We start from the raw sequence: 19,960 nt of genomic DNA on the forward strand, positions 1-19,960 counted from the left end.
GGCGCACCGTTTGAATAGAGGTCAAGCATGGAAAACGCAACGCTGTATACCCAAGTGCGCCCGGCCGGCGGCGAGCTGACGTCGGTGCTGGTGCGCGATGGGCGCATCCAGGCGCTGGGCGGCGCCGCCCCCGCCGGCGTGCCGGTGGTGGATGGCGGGGGCGCCCTGATCCTGCCGGGGCTGATCGACGCCCACGCGCATCTGGACAAGACGATGTATGGCATGCCCTGGTATCGCAACGAGGTGGGGCCGCGGCTGATCGACAAGATCGAGAACGAGCGCGCCGAGAAAAAGCGCCTGGGCATCGACCCGTATCGGCAGTCGGCGCGGCAGATCGTGATGTCGATCGCCGACGGCACCAGCCATATCCGCAGTCACGTGGACGTGGATACGGACATCGGGCTTGCGGCCATCGAAGGCGTGATGCGCGCCCGCGAGCAGTACCGCGACCAGATCGACGTGGAACTCGTGGCCTTCCCGCAAAGCGGGCTGCTGATCCGCCCGGGCACGCTGGAACTGATGGACGAGGCCCTGCGCATGGGGGCGGAAGTCGTGGGTGGGCTGGACCCGGCCGGCATGGACCGCGACCCCAAGGGGCATCTGGACGCCATCTTCGGCCTGGCCGACAAGCACGGCAAGCCGATCGACATCCACCTGCATGAGGCCGGCGAACTGGGCGCGTTTTCGATGCAGATGACGATCGACCGCGTGCTGGCGCTGGGCATGCAGGGCAAGGTCACCCTGTCGCATTCGTTCTGCCTGGGCATGACGGACACGCAGGCCGTGCAGGCGCTGACGGATGGCCTGCTGGAGGCGGGCGTGCACATCATGACGACGGGGTCCGCATCGCGTCCCGTGCCCAATGTGGCGCGCCTGCGCCAGGCCGGCGTCACGGTCTGTACCGGCAACGACGGCATGCGCGACACCTGGGGTCCCTACGGCAAGCCCGACATGCTGGAACGCACGATGCTGGTGGGCTTGCGCAACAACTTCCGGCGCGACGACGAATTGGCGCTGGCGATGGACGTGGCCACCTACGGCAACGCGCGCGTCATGAATCTGGCCGACTACGGCCTGGCGCCCGGTTGCCATGCGGACTTCGTGCTGGTGGACGCCGAAACGGTGGCCGAAGCGATCGTGTCGCGGCCCGTGCGCAAATTGGTCGTCAAGCGGGGCCGCGTGGTGGCCCGCGACGGTCGCGCGCTGGTGGAGGCACCCTGATGCGCGCCGCCGAAGGCCCGATCCTGCTGACTGCCCGCTGGGTGGTCGGCCATGAAAACGGGCGGCACTGCCTGTACGAGAACGGCGAAGTCGTCTTCGAAGGCAACCGCATCGTCTATGTCGGCCATCGCTATCCGGGGCAAGTCGCGCGCCGTCATGACTACGGCCGCGCAATGATCGGCCCGGGCTTCGTGGACCTGGACGCGCTGTCGGACCTGGACACGACCATCCTGGGTTTCGACAATTCTCCCGCGTGGCGCAAAGGCCGCATCTGGCCGGAAACCTACATGAAGCAGGGGCCGTACGAGATGTACACCCCCGCCGAACTGGCCTTCCAGAAGCGCTACGCCTTCGCGCAGTTGATCCGCAACGGCATCACCACCGCGTTGCCCATCGCGTCGCTGTTCTATCGCGTCTGGGGCGAGACTCGCGACGAATTCTTGTCGGCCGCCAACGCGGCTGGCGAACTGGGGCTGCGCGTGTATCTGGGGCCGGCGTACCGCAGCGGCCATACCTATGTGGATGGCGACGGCAAGATCCGTTGCCATTACGACGAGGCGCGCGGCATGGCTGGCTTGGCCGAGGCCGTGGCGTTCTGCGACGAAATCGAAGGCCGCCACGATGGCCGCGTGCGCGCCATGCTGTCACCCGACCGCATCGAGACCTGTACGCCAGGCCTGTTGCGTGCATCGGCCGCTGCCGCGCGCGAGCGCGACATCCCGATCCGGCTGCATTGCTGCCAGTCGCGCCTGGAATACGACCTGGTGCTGGAGCAGCACGGCATGAGCCCGCCCGAGTGGCTGCAAAGCCTGGATTTCCTGTCCGAACGCGCCTTGCTGCCGCACGGCACCTACGTGTCCGGTTCGCGCCACATTGAGCGGCCGGGGCGAGACATCGAAATCATTCGCGACGCGGGCGCCAGCATCGTGCATTGCCCGCTGGTGTCGGGACGCCACGGCGCAACGCTGGAGTCGTTCGCACGCTACCGCAAGATGGGGGTGAACATCGGCATGGGCACCGACACCTGGCCCCCCGACATGGTGTTGAACATGCAGGTGGGAATGATGCTGTGCCGGGTGGTCGAAGGCTCCACCGAAGCCGTGCGCTCGGAGGACTATTACGACGCCGCCACGGTCGGCGGCGCCGATGCCCTGGGCCGGCCCGACCTGGGCAGGCTGGCGGTGGGCGCCAAGGCCGACATCGTCGTATTCGACTTCTCGCACGACCGCAACGGCCAGATGATCGACCCGATCCAGACGCTGATGGTCAGCGGCAGCGGGCGGGACGTGTCGCAGGTGATCATCGACGGCCGTTTCGTCATGGTGGACGGCCATATCGCGGGCTTCGACGCGCGCCTGGCGCAAGAGCAGGCGCAATCGCAGTTCGACGGCGTGATCGCGCGCTACCCCGACCGCACCTGGGGGCATCCCCCGGTCGACCAGATTTTCTCTTCCAGCTATCCGCGTCCCGCAAGGAGCCCGTCATGATGGCAATCCTACCGCGCCCGGCTGCGCCCGCGGCCAACGCCGCACCCGCCACGACCCCGACCTTGTCCGTGCGCGGGCTGTCGGTGGAATTCCCGACCCGCCACGGCATCCTGGTGGCCACGCGCGACATCAGTTTCGACATCCAGCCCGGCGAAATCCTGGGCATGGTGGGCGAGTCCGGCGCGGGCAAGTCCTTGACCGGCATGGCGGTGATTGGCCTGCTGGAGCCGCCCGGACGCCTGGGCGGCGGCGAGATCCACCTGGCGGGCAAGCGCATCGACAACCTGCCGCCCAAGGCGCGCCAGCGACTGCGCGGCAAGGAGATCGGCGCGATCTTCCAGGATCCGCTGACTAGCCTGCACCCCTTGTTCACGGTGGGCGACCAACTGGTCGAAACCATCCGCCACCACGACAAGTGCTCCGCCGCCGCGGCGCGCGCCCGGGCGCTGGAATTGCTGTTGGCCGTGGGGATCCCGGCGGCCGACAAGCGCATCGACCACTATCCGCACCAGTTCTCGGGCGGCATGCGCCAGCGCGTGGTGATCGCGCTAGCCCTGGCGGCTCGGCCTGCGCTGATCATCGCGGACGAACCGACGACCGCGCTGGACGTGTCCGTGCAGGCGCAGATCACGGCGCTGTTGCGCCGGCTGTGCCGGGAACAAGGCACGTCGGTGCTGCTGGTGACCCACGACATGGGGGTGATCGCCGAGACCGCCGATCGCGTAGCCGTGATGTACGCCGGCCGCATCGTCGAAATCGGCCCGGTGCTGGACGTGCTGCGTCGTCCTGGCCACCCCTATACCCAGGGCCTGATGAACGCCATCCCGGGCCTGCGCCAGCGCGCCGCCCGGCTGAATCAGATCGACGGCGCCATGCCGCGCCTGCATGCCATGCCCGACGGCTGTGCGTTCCATCCCCGCTGCGCCCAGGCCGGGCCACGCTGCGCGCAGACGCGCCCGCCGTTGGCCGCCTCGCCAGCAGGCGCCACCGTCAGCGCCTGCTGGCTGCATCAAGGAGGAGTCGCTCATGCCGCGTAACGATGACCTGCTGCTGCGGGCCGAAGACCTGGCCTGCTGGTTCGACGTATCGCCGCCCTGGCTGGAACGCACGCTGTCGCGCCAGCCCGAGCAAACGCTGAAGGCGGTTGACGGCGTGTCCCTGGCGGTGCCCCGAGGCACCACGCTGAGCATCGTGGGCGAATCCGGCTGCGGCAAGTCCACACTGGCCAAACTGCTGGTGGGCCTGGTGGCGCCCACACGCGGCACGCTGGAATACGGCCGCAACCGTGCCGGCGGCGTGCTGCACCCGCAGATGATCTTCCAGGACCCCTACGCCAGCCTGAACCCGCGCTGGCGCGTGGGCAACATCGTGGCCGAACCGATCATCACGCTAGGCCTGCGTAGCACGCCCGCCGACACGCGCCGGCGGGTCGATGACCTGCTGGAACTGGTCGGCCTGTCCGCCAGCGACGCCGGCCGCTTCCCCCACGAGTTCTCGGGCGGCCAGCGCCAACGCATTTCGATCGCGCGCGCCTTGGCAACCGAAGCCGAGTTCCTGGTCTGCGACGAACCCACTTCCGCGCTGGACGTGTCGGTGCAGGCGCAGATCCTGAACCTGATGGGCGACCTGCAAAAGGAATTTGGCCTGACGTACGTGTTCATCAGCCACAACCTGTCAGTCGTGCGCCACGTGTCCGACAGCGTGGCGGTGATGTACTTGGGCAGGATCGTCGAGCAGGCGGCCGCCGACCAGTTGTTCGATTCGCCGCAGCATCCGTATACGCGGATGTTGCTGGATACGATTCCAGACCTGGAGGATCCCCGGCGCGACCGGGAACCCATGGGCGGCGAAGTGCCGAACCCGATCCAGCCGCCGGCGGGGTGCACGTTTCATCCCCGCTGCCCGGATGCCCGGGAAGAGTGCCGCGTGGAAGTGCCGGAGGTTAGCAGCGTGGGTGGGCGGCAGTTACGGTGTCATGCGGTGAGGTGGGAGAGGGGGGCGGTGGCGGCTTAGTGGGGTGTGGGGTTTGGGGGCGGTTGTGGTGTTCTTTTGACGTCTGGCGTGTGGGTGGCCTGGGGCGCGCGGGTCAACGATTGCGGTCCGGAGCCTTCGCTCCGGACTGCCCCGTCGTCATCCTCGTGGCGGCCTGCGGCCGCTGCCTTCGGATTCCCTCGGGCTTATCGACTCCCCGCGCGCCCCAGGCCACCCAAGCGCCAGACTCCAGCAGCTGTGCCCTGACGTCAGCCGGGGAGGGCGGCGTGCTTGGGGTTCCCACCAACAGCGGGTGGTGGTGGAAGATCTTGCGGGGCCGCTCCATGCCGGCCGCGCGGGCGGCCTCGTGGAGCTTACGCAGTGTCTTGCGTCGTGGCTTTTTGCGCTGCGCGGTGCTGATCGCTTTCGTAGGATGGGTGGAGTGCGTTCGGGTAGGCCCATGAACGCCGGTGCGCGCCGCACGAAACCCATCATCGGCGCAGGTGCGTGCCAATGGGGTTCCCATGACAGTTATGTCGATCATGACCGCATGATGGGTTTCGCGCGTTGGACACTCTCATCCTGATGCGCGGACTTGCCGCGCTACACCCATCCTACCGATGATGATGGGGCCGTAAGATGAGCGACAGTCTCCCCATTAGACGGGTGGCGCGCGTACAGGCCGGGCCAAGCACGCGGCTGCCTGCCGCGCGCCACCCGTCGCTCCACCCCCTCAATGACTGCGGGAACCCAAAGAAACCGACTCGCCACCCACGCGCAAGCGACCACCGTGCGACGCACCACCAACGCGTATGCCGATTACGCCCGCCCGCGCGGGCGCAATCGGCGGGCCTCGCAGCACTCGTCAGTCATCCCACCCCTAGCAGCGGACCAATCCAAGACGCCGGCAGCTCGTCGGCGGGGGCGCCATGGCTGCGAGCAACCTCGATGCGCCCGAGGGAATCTGAAGGGAAGGCCGTAGGCCTGGACGAAGATGACAACGGGGCAGTCCGGCGCCCGCGCGCCGGACCGCAATCGTGGGCGCGAGTGGCCATGGCGCCCCCGCCGATGGGCGACCGACGAAGCGCTCATCGGCCGCGGCCTAAAACCAATCGCGACCTACGAATCCCCCCCATCACTTCCCGTAAACCAAATCCCTCAACCCTAACGACAGTCCCGGCCAATAAGTAATCACCATCAAGCAAACGATCACGACACCCACAAACGGAATCAACGGCTTGATCAATCGCTCAAGCGGCAACTTAGCCACCGCGCACGCCGCGAAAAGATTCACCCCGAACGGCGGCGTGATCATCCCCAGTGCCAGGTTCACCACCATGATGATCCCGAAGTGCACCGGTTCCACTCCAAATTTGAGCGCCACCGGCAGCAGCAACGGGGCCAGCACCACGATCGATGCCGACGTTTCGATGAACATCCCGATCACGAACAGCGCCGCGTTCACGCCCATCAGGAACGAGAACTGCGTATCGAACAGCTGCGACAGCCAGACGCCCAGCGCATCCGGGATGCCTGCGCGGTTCAAGAGGAAGCTGAACACGCCCGCGTTGGCGATCACGAACATGATCACGGCCGTGGACACCACCGACTTGTGTAGCGTCGCGGACAGTTGCTTGAATGTCAGGCGGCGGTAGATGAACTTGCCCACCACCACCGCATACATCACTGCCACCACCGACGCTTCGGTCGGCGTGAAGACGCCCCCGTAGATGCCACCCAGGATGATCACGGGCATCAAGAGCGCCAGCCAGGCGTTCTTGAACGCCGGCCACAGCGGTAGGCGGCCTTCGCCGTCGCGCTTGCCCAGGTTGTTGCGCTTGGCGTAGAACCACACGTAGAACATCAGCGCCACGCCGATCAGGATGCCGGGCATGACGCCGGCGATGAACAGCTCGCCGGTGGACGTATCGGTGGACACGGCATACAGGATCATCGGAATCGACGGCGGGATGATCACGCCGAGTTCCGCCGCACTGGCTTGCAATGACGCCGCGAACGGCGCCGGGTAGCCGTGCCGGATCATGGCCGGGATCAGGATCGCGCCTACGGCGAAGGTGGTGGCCACGCTGGAGCCGGCGACCGCCGCGAAGATCATGCATGTCAGCACGCAGGTGCAGGCCAGGCCGCCCTGGATGCCGCCGACCACGCTCTTGGCGAATTCGACCATGCGTTCGGAGATGCCGCCGGCTTCCATCAGGTTGCCGGCCAGGATGAAGAAGGGGATGGCGACCAGGGGGTACTTGTCCAGCGCGGCGAACAGCTGCTGGGCGACGACCACCCAGGGCAGGCCGGCGGTGCCGACGCCTGCCAGGCTGGCCAGGCCAATCGACACGGCGACCGGCACGGACAGCCCGAAGAAGATCAGCATCGAGACAATCATTATTTGGGACATGGCGATATCTGCTGCTCAGGTTCGATAAGGGGCGGCTTAGCCTTGCGCGTCGTTGCGCACGGGCACGTCTTCTTCTTCGCCGGCGCACCAGCGGGCCAACACGGCGATGGCGGCCAGCGTCGCGCCAACCGGGATCGCCAGATAGATCCACGAAATCGAAATATCCAGGCTGGGAACGGTCTGGAATCGCACGCGGTAGGTCATGTTGCCGCCGATCCAGGCCAAAAAGCCCAGGAAGCTGGCGCAGATCAATCCGATGATGGCCTCAAGCACACGGCGTTTCGTGCCGCCCAGCAGGTTGCGCAGCAGTTCCACGCTGATCATGGCGCCGTGGCGAAAGGCCAGGGCCACGCCCAGTAGCACGGTCCAGATCAGGAGGGCGCGGGTCAGCACCTCGCTCCAGTCGGCGGGCGAATGCAGCACGAAGCGGGCAACCACCTGATAGAACGCGGCGGCGGCGGCGGCCACCAGCAAAAGTTGGGCAAAGATCGAGACCAGTTTGAACAGGCCGCGGTCGAAAGCGCATAGCAAACGCATGATGAATCCCGGTAGCAAGGGGCGCAATGGACTGAGGGGACGGCAAGCGGCGGGATATCGATCCCGCCGCAGGGCCGAACCGGGGTGGTGGCCCGGCTTACTTGGTGTCGCGGATCGAGTCGATCAGCTTCTTGTCGAACTTCTTGTAGTACTCGGGGTAGGCGGGCTCGACGGCGGCGGCGAACGCGGCGCGATCCACCTCGGACACCTGCATGCCTTCCTTCTTCAACTGCTCGACGCCCGTCTTCTCGATGTTGTCCACGTAGCCGCGCATGGCCAGGGCGGAATCCTTGCCAGCCTTGTCGAAGTTGGCCTTGTCGGCGGCCGACAAGCCGTCATAGACGTTGGCCGACATCAGCACCAGGGCGGGTCCGTACACGTGGCCCGTCAAGGACAGGTACTTCTGCATTTGCGACAGCTTGGCCGACGTGATCACCGACAGCGGGTTTTCCTGGCCGTCGATGGTGCCTTGTTGCAGGGCGGTGGCCACTTCAGGCCAGGCCATGGGCGTGGGCAGGATGCCGATCTGGCGGAAAGCCGTGATGTGGATAGGGTTTTCCGTGGTGCGGATCTTCAGGCCCTTGGCGTCGGCCGGCGTCTTGACCGGGCGCACGTTGTTGGTCAGGTGGCGAAAGCCCTGCTCGCCCCAGGCGAGCGCGACGATGCCCCGGCTGGGGAACTTGGCCAGCATGTCCTGGCCGATCTTGCTGTCGAGCACCGTGCGGGCGTGCTGCAGGTCGCGCAGCAGGAAGGGGATATCGAAAACCCCAGTCTCGGGAACAAAATTGAGGGTCGCGCCTGTCGAAACGATGGCCAGGTCGATGGTGCCGATCTGCAGGCCTTCGATCACCTCGCGTTCACCGCCCAAGGCGCTGTTGGCGAATTGCTGTACCTTGTACTTGCCGCCGGAAGACGCCTCGATGGACTTGGCCATGGCGTCGGCGCCGGCACCGTAGTGCGACGAGGTCGACAGGGCGTAGGCCATCTTCAGGGTGGTCTGGGCTGCCGAGGGCAGCGAGGTGGCGGCCGCGCAGGCGGCCAGGATCGTGGCCGCAAGCCAGGATTTACGCATTGTCTTCTCCGGTTTTGGGTATCTTTATGGGCGGCTTTGCCTCCCGCCCCGGGATGATATCGGGATTCAGTTCCGTTTCAGACGGTTAGTTAACATAGATGAATGATGGATTTCCCTGATATGTCACAGGCCAAGCGCCCCGGTTTCTGGTCCACCCTGCGCCTGGGCGCCAGGATGATGATGCGCGATGCCCGGGCGGGCGAACTGCGCCTGTTGGTGCTGGCGCTGGTGGTGGCGGTGGCTGCGGTCACCAGCGTCGGCTTCCTGGCCGACCGCGTCGGACGGGCGCTGGAACGCGATGCCGGCCAGATGCTGGGCGCCGACCTGGTGCTGGACGCCGATGAACCCGTGCCTGCTGCATTCCTGGATCAGGCGCGCGAGCGGGGCCTGAACTTGTCCAGCACCTGGCAGTTCCCGTCCATGGTCGGGGCGGGCGACGGCGCGCAACTGGCGGCCTTGAAGGCCGTGGAGCCGGGCTATCCCCTGCGCGGCGCCCTGCGCGTGGCCGAGGCCCCGTTTGCCGCGGATGCGCCCACCCGCGACATTCCGCCCGAGGGCGCGGTCTGGGTGGACGCCCAATTGCTGTCGCTGCTGAACCTGAAAGTGGGCGACACCCTGAACGTCGGCGACGCGCATCTGCGCATCGACCGCGTGATCACCTATGAGCCCGATCGCGGCATGCAGTTCGTCAATGTGGCGCCGCGCGTGCTGCTGCGCGCAAGCGACCTGCCGGCCACCGGCCTGATCGCGCCGGGCAGCCGCATCGGCTATGCCATGCTGGTTGCCGGCCAGCCCGACGCGGTGGCGGGCTATTCGGTCTGGCTCAACCAGAATCTGAAGCGCGGCCAAAAGGTCGCCACGCTGGAGTCCGGCCGGCCGGAGGTGCGCCGCACGCTGGACCGCGCGCAGCGCTTCCTGTCGCTGGTGGCACTGCTGGCCGTGCTGATTTCCGCGGTAGCGGTGGCGCTGGCCGCCGGCCGTTACATGACCCGGCACCGCGACGGGATCGCCGTCATGCGCTGCCTGGGTGCCGTGCAGTCGCAGGTCTCGCGCATGCTGACGCTCGAGTTCACGCTGGTCGGCCTGTTTTCGTCCGCGGCGGGTTGCCTCCTGGGCTATGCCGTGCACCAGGTGCTGGTGATGCTGCTGGGGTCGTTGATCGACACCCAGTTGCCCGCCCCGTCCGCCATTCCCGCTTTGCAGGGCCTCTTGACCGGGCTGTTGCTGCTGCTGGGGTTCGCCTTGCCCGCCCTGGCGCAGTTGCGCCATGTGCCGCCAGCGCGGGTGCTGCGGCGCGACGCCGACACGATCAGCGCCCGCAGCGCCTTCGGCTACGCGCTGGGCGCCACGGGCTTTGCCCTGTTGATCTGGTGGTTCGCCGGCGACGCCAAGCTGGGCGGCGTGGTGGCGGGCGGCTTTTTGGGCGCATTCGCCGTTTTCGCGCTGGTGGCGTGGCTGTGCATCCTGGGCCTGGCGCGCGTGCGCGGCCTGGCCTCGGGGCTGCCCGCGTTGCGCTTTGCGCTGGCCGGGGTGGTGCGCCGGCGGGCGGCCACCATCACGCAGGTCTGCGCGCTTGCGGTCGGCCTCATGGCGCTGTTGCTGCTGACGATGACGCGCACCGACCTGATCCAGGGCTGGCAGCGCACCATGCCGCCGGACGCGCCCAACCGCTTCCTGATCAACGTGCAGCCGGACCAGCGCCAGGCCGTGACCGACGCGCTGACCCGCGAAGGCCTGGGCCGCATCACCTTGTCGCCGATGGTGCGCGGGCGGCTGATCGCCATCAACGGCAAGCCTGTCGGACCGGACGACTACGAAGAACCCCGCGCCAAGCGGCTGGTGGACCGCGAGTTCAACCTGTCCTATGGCGACGAGATGCCCTCGTCCAATAAGATCGAGCAGGGCCGCTGGCTGGCGCCCGGGTCGTCCGAGGTATCGCTGGAATCGGGTCTGGCCAAGACGCTGGGCCTGAAACTGGGCGACAAGATGACCTTCGACGTGGCCGGCCAGCAGGTCGAGGCGGCCGTCTCCAGCACCCGGCGCGTGGATTGGGATACGATGCGCGTGAATTTTTTCGCCATCCTGACCCCGGCGGCGCTCGCCGACATGCCCCAAAGCTGGATCACTTCCTTCTACCTGCCGCCTGAAAAGGCGGCGGTGCTGCCCGCGCTGGTGCGCGAGTTCCCAAACCTGACCGTGTTCGACGTGGGCGCCATCCTGCAGCAATTGCAGTCCGTGCTGAATGAAGTGGGCAAGGCGGTCCAGCTGCTGTTCCTGTTCACCCTGGCGGCCGGCGTGCTGGTGCTGTCGGCGGCGCTGACGGCCACCCGCGACGAGCGCATGCGCGAAGCCGCGGTGCTGCGGGCGCTGGGCGCCACGCGCAGCCAGCTGGCGCGCTCGCAGCGCATCGAACTGTGGGCCGTGGGCGGCCTGGCCGGCCTGCTGGCAGCCGCCGGGGCCACCGCCATCGCTTGGGTTTTATCAACCCAGGTGTTCGACTTCACCATTACCCTCAGCCTCTGGCCGTGGCTGGCGGGTATCGGCGCGGGTATGCTGGGCGCCTGGGCGGGCGGCGCCCTGGCCCTGCGCGGCGTGTTGCGTACGCCGCCGCTCGTCACCCTTCGAGAAACTTGATGACGTCCCGCGTCCAAACCATTACTGAACCCGTGGAAAATACCCGCAGCGTTTTTGACCTTCTTGGCGGCGAGCCCGGCGTGCGTGCGCTGGTCGACCGTTTTTACGACCTGATGGACATGGAGCCCGACCTGAAGGAGCTCCGCGCCGCCCACGGTCCCAGCCTGGACCAGGCGCGCGACAAGCTGTTCTGGTTCCTGTGCGGCTACTTCGGCGGCCCTGACCACTATATTGAACGCTTCGGCCACCCCCGCCTGCGCGCCCGCCACCTGCCGTTCTCGATCGGCCAGATCGAGCGCGATCAATGGGTGACCTGCATCGGGCGCGCCATGGAAGACCAGGGCATCGCCCCGCCGCTGGTGGAGCGGTTGCTGGAATCCTTCTACGGCGTGGCGGATTGGATGCGCAACCGTGAAGGCTGACGATACCCGGGGAGGCGCCCAGCGCCAGGCCTGGCCCGCGCCGCTTGCCGGCGCCATGCTCAGCGACGCGTCGCGCCTGGCCGGATCGGGCCCCGAGATCTTCAACCCGGCGCATTACGGTGACCGGGCCCGCCCCGTGGACGCCGGCGGCCGCCAGGCGGCCTGGTTCGTGCAGGGGCAGGGCTGGCAGGGCGTGCTGCGGCGCTACCGCCGCGGCGGCATGATCGCCCGCGTCAGCCGTGACGCCTATCTCTGGAACGGCGAAGACCGCACCCGCAGTTTCCGCGAATACCGGCTGCTGGCCGCCATGCGCGCGCAGGGCCTGGCCGTGCCCGCGCCGCTGGCCGCCGCCTACTGGCGCCAGGGCCCCATCTACCGGGCGGCCATCGTGGTGGAACGGATCCCCGGCGTGCGGCCCTTGGCCCATGCGCTGGCCGAGCCGCTCTGGGGCGCGGTGGCAGAGGCCATCGTCCGCATGCACCGCGCGGGCGTCTGGCACGCTGACCTGAACGCCTTCAACATCCTGATCGGGGGCGACGGCCAGGTCTGGCTGATCGATTTCGACCGCGGCACCCTGGGTTCCCTGTCGGAGCGGCAGCGCCAAGGCAACCTGGACCGCCTGCGCCGGTCGCTCGTCAAAGTGGCGGGCGAAGAGGGCGACCGCTTCTGGATGAAGCTGCGCGACAGTTACTGGACCGCCTGGGGCATCGGCGTCCAGCCCTGATCCGGGCAAGGCGCCTATTTGCCGCCATCGGCCCCTAATTGCGTCGACACGGCCCCAAAGTTGGCCGGGCGACCGCTAAAAGGCTTTATGATTTCGCCTTTTGGTAGTCCTGTCATACACGGCATATAGCAAAGGGGGCTCGTAATGGAACTAAGGGCGGGAATGCGCTGGGCGCTAGGCGCGGTGTTGGTCGCGGCATCGGCATCGTCGGCGGTCGCGCAGAACAAGGTCGTCAACGTCTACAACTGGGCCGAGTACACGGCTCCGGACACCATTCCGGGTTTCGAAAAGGAAACCGGCATCAAGGTCCGCTATGACGTCTACGACAGCAACGACACGTTGCAGGCCAAACTGCTGGCCGGCAAGTCGGGTTATGACGTCGTTGTCCCGTCCACCCATTACGCCTCGCGCCAGATCGAGGCTGGCCTGTTCCAGAAGCTGGACAAGTCCAAGATCCCGAACTGGAAGTACCTGGACCCGGAAGTGATGGCGCTGGTGGCGACCGTCGACCCCGGCAACGAGTACGCGATTCCCTGGGGCTATGGCACGAACGGCTTGGGCTACAACGTCACCAAGGTCAAGCAGATCATGGGCGACAACGTCGACCTGGCCAATTGGGACATGATCTTCAAGCCCGAAAACGCCGCCAAGCTGAAAGAGTGCGGCATTTCGATGCTGGACGAAGCCGCGCAGGTGTTCCCCGCGGTGCTGAAGTACCTGGGCAAGGATCCCAACAGCACCAACCCGGACGACTACAAGGCCGCGCTGGATGTCCTGAAGCAGATCCGCCCGTATATCCGCCAGTTCAGCTCGTCGGGCTATATCGACGAACTGGCCGTGGGCGACCTGTGCATGGTCTACGGTTTTTCGGGCGACGTGATGATCGCCCGCAAGCGCGCGCAAGAGGCCAAGAAGACGTATGAAGTGAACTACTTCATCCCGAAGGGCGGCGCGCCGGCGTGGTTCGACCTGATGGTCATCCCGAAGGATGCCCCGCATCCCGAAGAGGCCCTGGCGTTCATCAACTACATCGAGACGCCGAAGGTGCATGCGGCCATCACCAACACCATGTTCTATCCCAACGCCAACAAAGAGGCGCGGCAGTACGTGGTGAAGGACGTGGCCGACAACCCCATGATCTACCCCCCGGCGGAAGTCTCCAAGACCCTGTACGTGATCAAGGCGCTGCCCTTGAACGTGCAACGCCTGCAAAACCGGATGTGGTCCGAGCTGAAGTCTGGAAGATAAGTCATCATGAGCGATAGCCGTTACTCGGCGCCGCATACGGTAGATCCGGACGAATTCGTCCGGGTCTCCGATGTGGTCAAGATTTTTGGCGATGTGGTCGCCGTGCGTTCCGTCAACCTGTCCGTCAAGCGCAACGAGATCTTCGCGCTGCTGGGGAGCTCCGGCAGCGGCAAGTCCACCTTGCTGCGCATGCTGGCCGGTTTCGAGGAAGCGACCTCCGGGCAGATACTCCTGGACGGCGAAGACATCACCAGCGTGCCGCCGTACCGGCGCCCCGTGAACATGATGTTCCAGTCCTATGCGCTGTTCCCGCACATGACGGTCGAAGCCAACGTGGCGTTCGGCCTGAAGCAGGAAGGCGTGGACCGCGCCGAAATCCACGACCGCGTGTTCGAAGCCCTGGACCTGGTCCAGATGGCGGGCTATTCGCGCCGCAAGCCCAACCAGTTGTCGGGCGGCCAGCAACAGCGCGTGGCGCTGGCGCGCAGCCTGGTCAAGCGGCCCAAGCTGCTGCTGCTGGACGAGCCCATGTCGGCGCTAGACAAGCAGATCCGCCAGAAGACGCAGATCGAGCTCGTGAAGATCCTGGAGCAGGTCGGCGTGACCTGCATCATGGTCACCCACGACCAGGAAGAGGCCATGACCATGGCGCACCGCCTGGCCGTCATGACCGAAGGGCAGATCGTCCAGTGCGGCACGCCGCAGGACGTCTACGCGTTCCCGAATTCCCGCTTCGTGGCCAGCTTCATCGGGTCGACCAACATGTTCACCGGCACCATCGTCGTCGATGAACCCGATCACGTGGCGATCGAATGTGCGGAGCTCACGCGTCCGCTGTTCGTGAACCATGGCGTCTCCGAACCGCTGGGCATGGAAGTGCACGTGTCCATCCGGCCCGAACGCCTGGTGGTGTCGCGCGAGCAGCCCGAAGGCGAATACAACTGGGCCCACGGCATGGTCAGCCACATGGCCTGGATGGGCAGCTACGCGCTTTATCAGATCCGCCTGGATTCCGGCAAGACGGTCGAGGCCAGCGTGCCCAGCCTGCTGCTGGCGCAGATGGACGCCCCGGGCATTGACGAAGAGATCTTCGTCAGTTGGGACGCCGACAGCGCGACGGTGCTGGCGTCATGATGCGGTTTTCGCCCCGCGACTGGTTGCCCTCGGGCCGGGCGCTGGCGGTGGTGCCGCCGTTCGCCTGGCTGGTGCTGTTCCTGCTGCTGCCCTTCCTGCTGGTGCTGAAGATCAGCTTTGCCGAGGTGACTTTCGGCATCCCGCCCTATACGGCGCTGGCGGAGTTCAAGGACGAGGCGGTACAGTTCAGCCTGCACCTGCGCGGCTATATCCTGCTGTTCACCGACAGCCTGTATTTCAAGACCTACCTGAGCTCGGTGAAGATTGCCGGGATCACCACGCTGATCTGCGTGCTGATCGGCTACCCCATTGCGTACTACATCGCCCGGTCCTCGCCCCGCGTGCGCAACCTGTTGCTGCTGGGCGTGATCCTGCCGTTCTGGACGTCGTTGCTGTTGCGCGTGTACGCCTGGGTCGGCATCCTGCGCAACGATGGCCTGCTGAACAATCTGCTGCAAAGCCTGGGGCTGATTTCCAGTCCGCTGGAAATCTACCGCACTGATGTCGCGGTCTACATCGGCATGGTCTATGCGTACCTGCCGTTCTTCATCCTGCCGCTGTACGCGACGCTGGTGAAGATGGACCTGCGCCTGCTGGAAGCCGCCTACGACCTGGGCGCCAAGCCCTGGCAGGCGTTCTGGCAGATCACCGTGCCGCTGTCGCGCCAGGGCGTGATCGCCGGTGCCATGCTGGTGTTCATTCCGGCCGTGGGCGAATACGTGATCCCCGAAATGCTGGGGGGCGCCAATACGTTGATGATGGGCCGCGTCATGTGGAACGAATTCTTCAATAATGCCGACTGGCCGATGGCTTCGGCGGTGACCTGCGTGATGGTCCTGCTGCTGCTCGTGCCGCTGGTCTACTTCCAGTACAACCAGGTCAAGCAGCAGGAACAGGCAGGCGGAGGCCGCAAATGAAGGGCCCCAACAAGACATTGCGCGCCGTGGTGCTGGGGCTGGGGTACTTCTTCCTGTATGTGCCCATCGTCAGTCTGATGGTGTTTTCGTTCAACGAATCGCCCACCGTCACGTCGTGGGCGGGCTTTTCCTTCCGCTGGTACCACGCGCTGTTCAATGACGACGCGCTGCTGCGGTCGGCCTGGCTGTCGTTTCGCATCGCGGCGATGACGGCGACAGCGGCCGTCATCATCGGTACCTGGGCCGGGTATGTGCTGGGCCGCATGGGGCGCTTTCGCGGGTTCTCGCTGTACGTGGGCATGTTGAGCGCGCCGCTGGTCATTCCCGAAGTCGTGCTGGGCATTTCGTTGCTGCTGATGTTCGTCGAACTGCGCGGCAGCCTGGGCTGGCCGGCGGAAAACGGCATCTTCACGATCTGGGTGGGGCACGTGACGCTGTGCATGGCGTTCGTGGCGGTCGTCATCCAGACCCGCATCCGCGACCTGGACCGGTCGCTGGAAGAGGCGGCGCTGGACCTGGGTGCCACGCCCATCACCGTGTTCTTCAAGATCACGCTGCCGCTGATCGCGCCGGCGCTGGCCTCGGCCTGGCTGCTGTCCTTCACGCTGTCGCTCGATGACGTCGTCTTGGCGTCGTTCCTGTCCGGGCCCAGTTCCAGCACGCTGCCGATGGAAGTGTTCTCGCGCGTGCGCCTGGGCCTGAAACCCGAGATCAACGCGCTGGCCACTTTGTTCATCCTGGCGGTGGGCACCTGCGTGATCTTGGCCAACCGCCTGCAATGGCGCAAGGAGTCCGAATCCAAATGAAGCAACAAACCACCCTGTATGGCCTGACCAAGTGCAGCACGTGCATCAAGGCGCGCGACTGGTTGTCGGAGCACGGCGTCGAGCACGCCTTCGTCGACTACCGTGACGATCCCGTGCCAGCTGCCACGCTGAAGGCGTGGTCGGAAAAAGTCGGCGGCTGGGAAAAGCTGGTCAACCGCGCGTCGATGACGTGGCGCAACCTGCCCGAAGACCGCAAGACCGCGCACACCGATGCCCAGTGGAGCAAGCTGATCGCGGAATATCCCGCGCTGGTGCGCCGCCCCGTCACGGTGACGCCGGACGGCGAGGTCACCGTGGGTTTCAGCGAAAAGCGCTACGGCGAACGGTTCGCCTGACGCGACGTTCGCAGCGATGGCATCCCCCATCCAGGCATCGGGCAGCGCCGGTTCGGCGTTGCCCGATGCCTTTTTTGACCGCGACGCGTCCGAGCTCGCACGCGATCTGCTGGGCAAGGTCATCCGCCATCGTGTGGACGGCTTGTGGCTGGCGGTGCGCATCATCGAGACCGAAGCCTATTACCTGGAAGAAAAGGGCAGCCACGCCTCGCTGGGCTACACCCACAAGCGCCGCGCCCTGTTCATGGATGGCGGCGTCATCTACATGTATTACGCGCGCGGCGGCGATTCGCTGAACTTTAGCGCCGCCGGCCCCGGCAACGCCGTGCTGATCAAATCGGGCCATCCCTGGACGGACGCGCGCTCCGGCCCCGAGGCCCTGGCGCGGATGCAGCAGCTCAATCCCGACGCGCAAGGCCAGCCACGCCCGCCGTCGCGCCTGTGCGCCGGGCAGACGCTGCTGTGCCGCTCGTTAGGGTTGAAAGTGCCGGAGTGGGACGCGCGCCGTTTCGATCCGGACGCGCTCTATGTCGAGGATGTGGGCGATTCGCCCCAGGCCTTGATCTGCACCACCCGGCTGGGGATCCCGCCCGGGCGGGATGAGCATCTGCATTACCGCTATGTGGATCCTGCCTACGCCGCGGTCTGCACGCGCAACCCGTTGCGGCGGGGGCAACGCGCCGGACACGACTACGTATGGGTGGACCGCCAGGGCATCGTGCTGCCCGAAGACCCGCGGCCAAACGCGCGCTAGGCGTCGCCCGCGTCCTGGATGCGCTCGAGCAGGGCGTCCCGCATTTCCTTGTACTTGCGCGCGACGCGCTTGCGGTTCAGCGACTTGCTCCACGCGTAAAGCGGGATCAGCGGCAGCACGCCGAACCCGTCGATCAGGTACAGGCCCTGCTTGCCGTCGGCGTTCAGGCCGCAGGCGATATTGCTGGCCGACACGTCATGCAGCACGACGTGGGCGTCGGCCAGATCCGCGAAGAACTCGTCCAGCTGTCCGAAAAAAACGTCGTCGACCAGCCCTTGCCGGGCCAGGTCAGCCACCGTGGGGGCGATATTGCCCGCCGCGTCGGTGATCTTCTCGACCAGCAGGCCCAGTCCCAGCGTGGTCTGCGCCACGCCCAGGATGCGCGCCATGGGCACCTGCCACACGCCGGAGGGGCGGGTGGTCGTGGTGACATATTCCGACAGTTCGTTCAGATAGACGCGGTAGGCGCTTTCACGCTGGTACTGCTTGTACCAACGCTTGAACGGCCTGGCCTCGAGGTAGACGGCACGGGCGCGCATGTCCATGACTTTGACGAGCAAAGACGGCGCGTGGGGGTGCTGGAATATGTGGCGGTCGCCGCCTGTCGCAAGCGGATGCTCGGCGCTCAGATCCAGCGGGCCGAAAACCGACTGGAACGACACCGAAGGTCGACAGGAGGGGAGATCAGCGGGATTCAAATGGGATCGGGCGGTTGTTCAGAGTGGGAGAAGTTTAATCCCGTTGCGCGCCCGCAGCGCCGAAGCAGGGGGCAAACTAATGTCGTTTGGTTACAACGTGGCGCTGATGCGTCCTACAATTCCGGCTTTGGAGATCCCTCTTTTGAACGACATTCTGCTTTGGATTGCCGCCGGTGGCGCGGTATTGGCTTGCCTGGCGGCCGTGCTGGCGTGGCTGCGGCCGCCGGCCCGCGACGCCCGGCTGGACGCGCTGCTGGAAGGACTGGAACGCACCGAGCGCGCGCTGCGCGCCGACATCACCGAAGGCCAGCGCGGATTGCGCAGCGAATTCGCGGAATCCACCCGCGCGTTGCGGCTGGAGTTGTCGCAATCGCATGGCGACCTGCGCGCCGGATTGTCGCGCGACGCCCAGGCCTCGCGCGCGGAATCCGCAGAGTCCCTGGCGCGTTTCGCCGCCGGATTCGGCGAGCAGCTGCAGGGGCTGATCCAGATCAATGAGCGCCGCCTCATGGAGGTACGCGCCACGGTCGACCAGCGCCTGCAATCGTTGCAGACGGACAACAGCGCGAAGCTCGATGAGATGCGCCGCACCGTGGATGAAAAGCTCCATGCCACGCTGGAGCAGCGCCTGGGCGAGTCCTTCAAACTGGTGTCGGACCGGCTGGAGGCCGTGCACAAAGGCCTGGGCGAGATGCAGGCCCTGGCGGCCGGCGTGGGCGATCTGAAGCGGGTGCTGACCAACGTGAAGTCGCGCGGCACCTGGGGCGAAGTGCAACTGGCCCGGCTGATCGAAGACAACATGACGCCCGACCAGTACGCCAGCAATATCAAGCCGGTGCCCGGCAGCGACGCCGTCGTCGAGTTCGCCATCCGCCTGCCGGGCCGGGGTGACGGCGGCGAGCCGGTCTGGCTGCCGATCGACGCGAAATTCCCCAAGGAAGAGTACGAGCGCCTGATGGATGCCCAAGAAGTCGCAGACGTCGAAGGCGTGAAGGCGGCCGGTGCCGCCCTGGGCCGGGCGGTCGAAGTGCAGGCAAGGCTGATCGCCAGCAAGTACGTCGCGCCGCCCCACACGACCGACTTCGCCATCATGTTCCTGCCGACGGAAAGCCTGTATGCCGAGGTGCTGCGGCGGCCGGGCCTGCTGGACAAGCTGCATGACCTGCGCATCAACGTGGCCGGGCCCAGCAACCTGGCCGCCTTGCTCAACAGCTTGCAGATGGGTTTTCGCACGTTGGCCATCGAGCAGCGCTCGTCCGAAGTCTGGCAGGTGCTGCGTGCGGTCAAGACCGAATTCGGCAAGTTCGGCGAAGCGCTGGCCAGCGTCAAGAAGACGCTCGACACGGCCAGCAACAAGATCGGCCAGACCGAAGTGCGCACCCGCGCGATGCTTCGGAACCTGAAAAGCGTCGAAGCCCTGCCCGAGGCGGAAGCCATCCGGTTATTGGGGGCAGGGACGGATGCCGAAGCGGAAGGGGATGCCGATAACGACGTGAACGAAGACGCGGACGCCCCGCGCACGCCCGCCAGCGGCGCAATCTGATCCGTCTGCCCGGCCAGGGCAGT

The 19,960-nt window shown here is 66.2% G+C and carries 18 protein-coding genes; 14 read left to right on the forward strand and 4 right to left on the reverse strand.

Annotation, left to right across the window (positions count from 1 at the left end):
• The first annotated feature begins 27 nt into the window (after nt 1-27).
• From CEY09_RS24845 to CEY09_RS24860, 4 genes are read left to right on the forward strand one after another with little or no spacing between them, the layout of a single operon-like run.
• A complete protein-coding gene (locus CEY09_RS24845) occupies nt 28-1,221 on the forward strand; it encodes an amidohydrolase family protein (protein WP_088590641.1) in 1,194 nt (397 codons plus the stop codon).
• A complete protein-coding gene (locus CEY09_RS24850) occupies nt 1,221-2,708 on the forward strand; it encodes an amidohydrolase family protein (RefSeq protein WP_088590642.1) in 1,488 nt (495 codons plus the stop codon). Before CEY09_RS24845 ends, CEY09_RS24850 begins: the two co-directional genes overlap by 1 nt.
• The gene (locus CEY09_RS24855) at nt 2,705-3,745 is read left to right on the forward strand and encodes an ABC transporter ATP-binding protein (protein WP_088590643.1); all 1,041 of its coding nucleotides are present in this window, start codon (nt 2,705-2,707) and stop codon (nt 3,743-3,745) included. The genes CEY09_RS24850 and CEY09_RS24855 overlap by 4 nt, the downstream gene beginning before the upstream one ends.
• Entirely contained in the window at nt 3,735-4,721 is a 987-nt protein-coding gene (locus CEY09_RS24860; RefSeq protein WP_088590644.1) for an ABC transporter ATP-binding protein, read from the forward strand. Before CEY09_RS24855 ends, CEY09_RS24860 begins: the two co-directional genes overlap by 11 nt.
• Before the next feature lie 1,093 nt (nt 4,722-5,814).
• Here the strand turns inward: CEY09_RS24860 and CEY09_RS24870 are convergent.
• The 3 genes from CEY09_RS24870 to CEY09_RS24880 form a co-directional block, all read right to left on the reverse strand.
• Nucleotides 5,815-7,092 carry a TRAP transporter large permease gene (locus CEY09_RS24870; RefSeq protein WP_088590646.1) on the reverse strand — a complete coding sequence of 426 codons (1,278 nt, stop codon included), beginning with the start codon at nt 7,090-7,092 and terminating at the stop codon, nt 5,815-5,817.
• A gap of 36 nt (nt 7,093-7,128) precedes the next feature.
• Nucleotides 7,129-7,629 (reverse strand): TRAP transporter small permease, encoded by a 501-nt coding sequence (locus CEY09_RS24875; RefSeq protein ID WP_088590647.1) that lies wholly within the window; start codon nt 7,627-7,629, stop codon nt 7,129-7,131.
• A 97-nt stretch (nt 7,630-7,726) separates the two neighbouring features.
• Nucleotides 7,727-8,701 (reverse strand): TRAP transporter substrate-binding protein, encoded by a 975-nt coding sequence (locus CEY09_RS24880; RefSeq protein ID WP_006224903.1) that lies wholly within the window; start codon nt 8,699-8,701, stop codon nt 7,727-7,729.
• 102 nt (nt 8,702-8,803) lie between these two features.
• On the opposite strand from CEY09_RS24880, the gene CEY09_RS24885 reads away from it, so the two are divergent.
• From CEY09_RS24885 to CEY09_RS24925, 9 genes are all read left to right on the forward strand, one after another.
• A complete protein-coding gene (locus CEY09_RS24885) occupies nt 8,804-11,335 on the forward strand; it encodes an ABC transporter permease (RefSeq protein WP_088590648.1) in 2,532 nt (843 codons plus the stop codon).
• Nucleotides 11,335-11,757 carry a group II truncated hemoglobin gene (locus CEY09_RS24890; protein WP_167390155.1) on the forward strand — a complete coding sequence of 141 codons (423 nt, stop codon included), beginning with the start codon at nt 11,335-11,337 and terminating at the stop codon, nt 11,755-11,757. The genes CEY09_RS24885 and CEY09_RS24890 overlap by 1 nt, the downstream gene beginning before the upstream one ends.
• Nucleotides 11,747-12,481, forward strand: coding sequence for a 3-deoxy-D-manno-octulosonic acid kinase (locus CEY09_RS24895; RefSeq protein ID WP_006224900.1), 735 nt, complete (start codon nt 11,747-11,749; stop codon nt 12,479-12,481). Before CEY09_RS24890 ends, CEY09_RS24895 begins: the two co-directional genes overlap by 11 nt.
• A gap of 144 nt (nt 12,482-12,625) precedes the next feature.
• Nucleotides 12,626-13,729, forward strand: a complete 1,104-nt coding sequence (locus CEY09_RS24900; RefSeq protein ID WP_088590650.1) for a polyamine ABC transporter substrate-binding protein — start codon at nt 12,626-12,628, stop codon at nt 13,727-13,729.
• Between the two features lie 6 nt (nt 13,730-13,735).
• Nucleotides 13,736-14,863 (forward strand): ABC transporter ATP-binding protein, encoded by a 1,128-nt coding sequence (locus CEY09_RS24905; RefSeq protein ID WP_006224898.1) that lies wholly within the window; start codon nt 13,736-13,738, stop codon nt 14,861-14,863.
• On the forward strand, nt 14,860-15,780 hold the full coding sequence (locus tag CEY09_RS24910) for an ABC transporter permease subunit (RefSeq protein WP_035213161.1): 921 nt from the start codon (nt 14,860-14,862) through the stop codon (nt 15,778-15,780). Before CEY09_RS24905 ends, CEY09_RS24910 begins: the two co-directional genes overlap by 4 nt.
• On the forward strand, nt 15,777-16,586 hold the full coding sequence (locus CEY09_RS24915) for an ABC transporter permease subunit (protein WP_006224896.1): 810 nt from the start codon (nt 15,777-15,779) through the stop codon (nt 16,584-16,586). Before CEY09_RS24910 ends, CEY09_RS24915 begins: the two co-directional genes overlap by 4 nt.
• Nucleotides 16,583-16,942: a Spx/MgsR family RNA polymerase-binding regulatory protein gene (locus tag CEY09_RS24920; RefSeq protein WP_088590651.1), complete on the forward strand. Its 360-nt coding sequence runs from the start codon at nt 16,583-16,585 to the stop codon at nt 16,940-16,942. The genes CEY09_RS24915 and CEY09_RS24920 overlap by 4 nt, the downstream gene beginning before the upstream one ends.
• A gap of 16 nt (nt 16,943-16,958) precedes the next feature.
• Nucleotides 16,959-17,696, forward strand: a complete 738-nt coding sequence (locus tag CEY09_RS24925) for a DNA-3-methyladenine glycosylase (RefSeq protein WP_088590652.1) — start codon at nt 16,959-16,961, stop codon at nt 17,694-17,696.
• Here CEY09_RS24925 and CEY09_RS24930 read toward each other — a convergent pair.
• Nucleotides 17,693-18,394: a PhoP regulatory network YrbL family protein gene (locus CEY09_RS24930; protein WP_167390156.1), complete on the reverse strand. Its 702-nt coding sequence runs from the start codon at nt 18,392-18,394 to the stop codon at nt 17,693-17,695. The two genes, CEY09_RS24925 and CEY09_RS24930, sit on opposite strands and share 4 nt — an antisense overlap.
• A 106-nt stretch (nt 18,395-18,500) precedes the next feature.
• On the opposite strand from CEY09_RS24930, the gene CEY09_RS24935 reads away from it, so the two are divergent.
• Nucleotides 18,501-19,937, forward strand: a complete 1,437-nt coding sequence (locus CEY09_RS24935; RefSeq protein ID WP_377785522.1) for a DNA recombination protein RmuC — start codon at nt 18,501-18,503, stop codon at nt 19,935-19,937.
• Nucleotides 19,938-19,960: the final 23 nt, after the last annotated feature.

Origin of the sequence: Achromobacter marplatensis (genome assembly GCF_002209535.1) — a bacterium.
GTDB classification, from domain to species: Bacteria; Pseudomonadota; Gammaproteobacteria; order Burkholderiales; family Burkholderiaceae_B; genus Achromobacter; species Achromobacter marplatensis.

Bases quoted from the DNA above. Each gene is read 5' to 3' on its own strand.
- CEY09_RS24845 (WP_088590641.1), top strand. From the start codon at position 28: ATGGAAAACGCAACGCTGTATACCCAAGTGCGCCCGGCCGGCGGCGAG.
- CEY09_RS24850 (WP_088590642.1), top strand. From the start codon at position 1,221: ATGCGCGCCGCCGAAGGCCCGATCCTGCTGACTGCCCGCTGGGTGGTC.
- CEY09_RS24855 (WP_088590643.1), top strand. From the start codon at position 2,705: ATGATGGCAATCCTACCGCGCCCGGCTGCGCCCGCGGCCAACGCCGCA.
- CEY09_RS24860 (WP_088590644.1), top strand. From the start codon at position 3,735: ATGCCGCGTAACGATGACCTGCTGCTGCGGGCCGAAGACCTGGCCTGC.
- CEY09_RS24870 (WP_088590646.1), bottom strand. From the start codon at position 7,092: ATGTCCCAAATAATGATTGTCTCGATGCTGATCTTCTTCGGGCTGTCC.
- CEY09_RS24875 (WP_088590647.1), bottom strand. From the start codon at position 7,629: ATGCGTTTGCTATGCGCTTTCGACCGCGGCCTGTTCAAACTGGTCTCG.
- CEY09_RS24880 (WP_006224903.1), bottom strand. From the start codon at position 8,701: ATGCGTAAATCCTGGCTTGCGGCCACGATCCTGGCCGCCTGCGCGGCC.
- CEY09_RS24885 (WP_088590648.1), top strand. From the start codon at position 8,804: ATGATGGATTTCCCTGATATGTCACAGGCCAAGCGCCCCGGTTTCTGG.
- CEY09_RS24890 (WP_167390155.1), top strand. From the start codon at position 11,335: ATGACGTCCCGCGTCCAAACCATTACTGAACCCGTGGAAAATACCCGC.
- CEY09_RS24900 (WP_088590650.1), top strand. From the start codon at position 12,626: ATGGAACTAAGGGCGGGAATGCGCTGGGCGCTAGGCGCGGTGTTGGTC.
- CEY09_RS24905 (WP_006224898.1), top strand. From the start codon at position 13,736: ATGAGCGATAGCCGTTACTCGGCGCCGCATACGGTAGATCCGGACGAA.
- CEY09_RS24910 (WP_035213161.1), top strand. From the start codon at position 14,860: ATGATGCGGTTTTCGCCCCGCGACTGGTTGCCCTCGGGCCGGGCGCTG.
- CEY09_RS24915 (WP_006224896.1), top strand. From the start codon at position 15,777: ATGAAGGGCCCCAACAAGACATTGCGCGCCGTGGTGCTGGGGCTGGGG.
- CEY09_RS24920 (WP_088590651.1), top strand. From the start codon at position 16,583: ATGAAGCAACAAACCACCCTGTATGGCCTGACCAAGTGCAGCACGTGC.
- CEY09_RS24925 (WP_088590652.1), top strand. From the start codon at position 16,959: ATGGCATCCCCCATCCAGGCATCGGGCAGCGCCGGTTCGGCGTTGCCC.
- CEY09_RS24935 (WP_377785522.1), top strand. From the start codon at position 18,501: ATGCGTCCTACAATTCCGGCTTTGGAGATCCCTCTTTTGAACGACATT.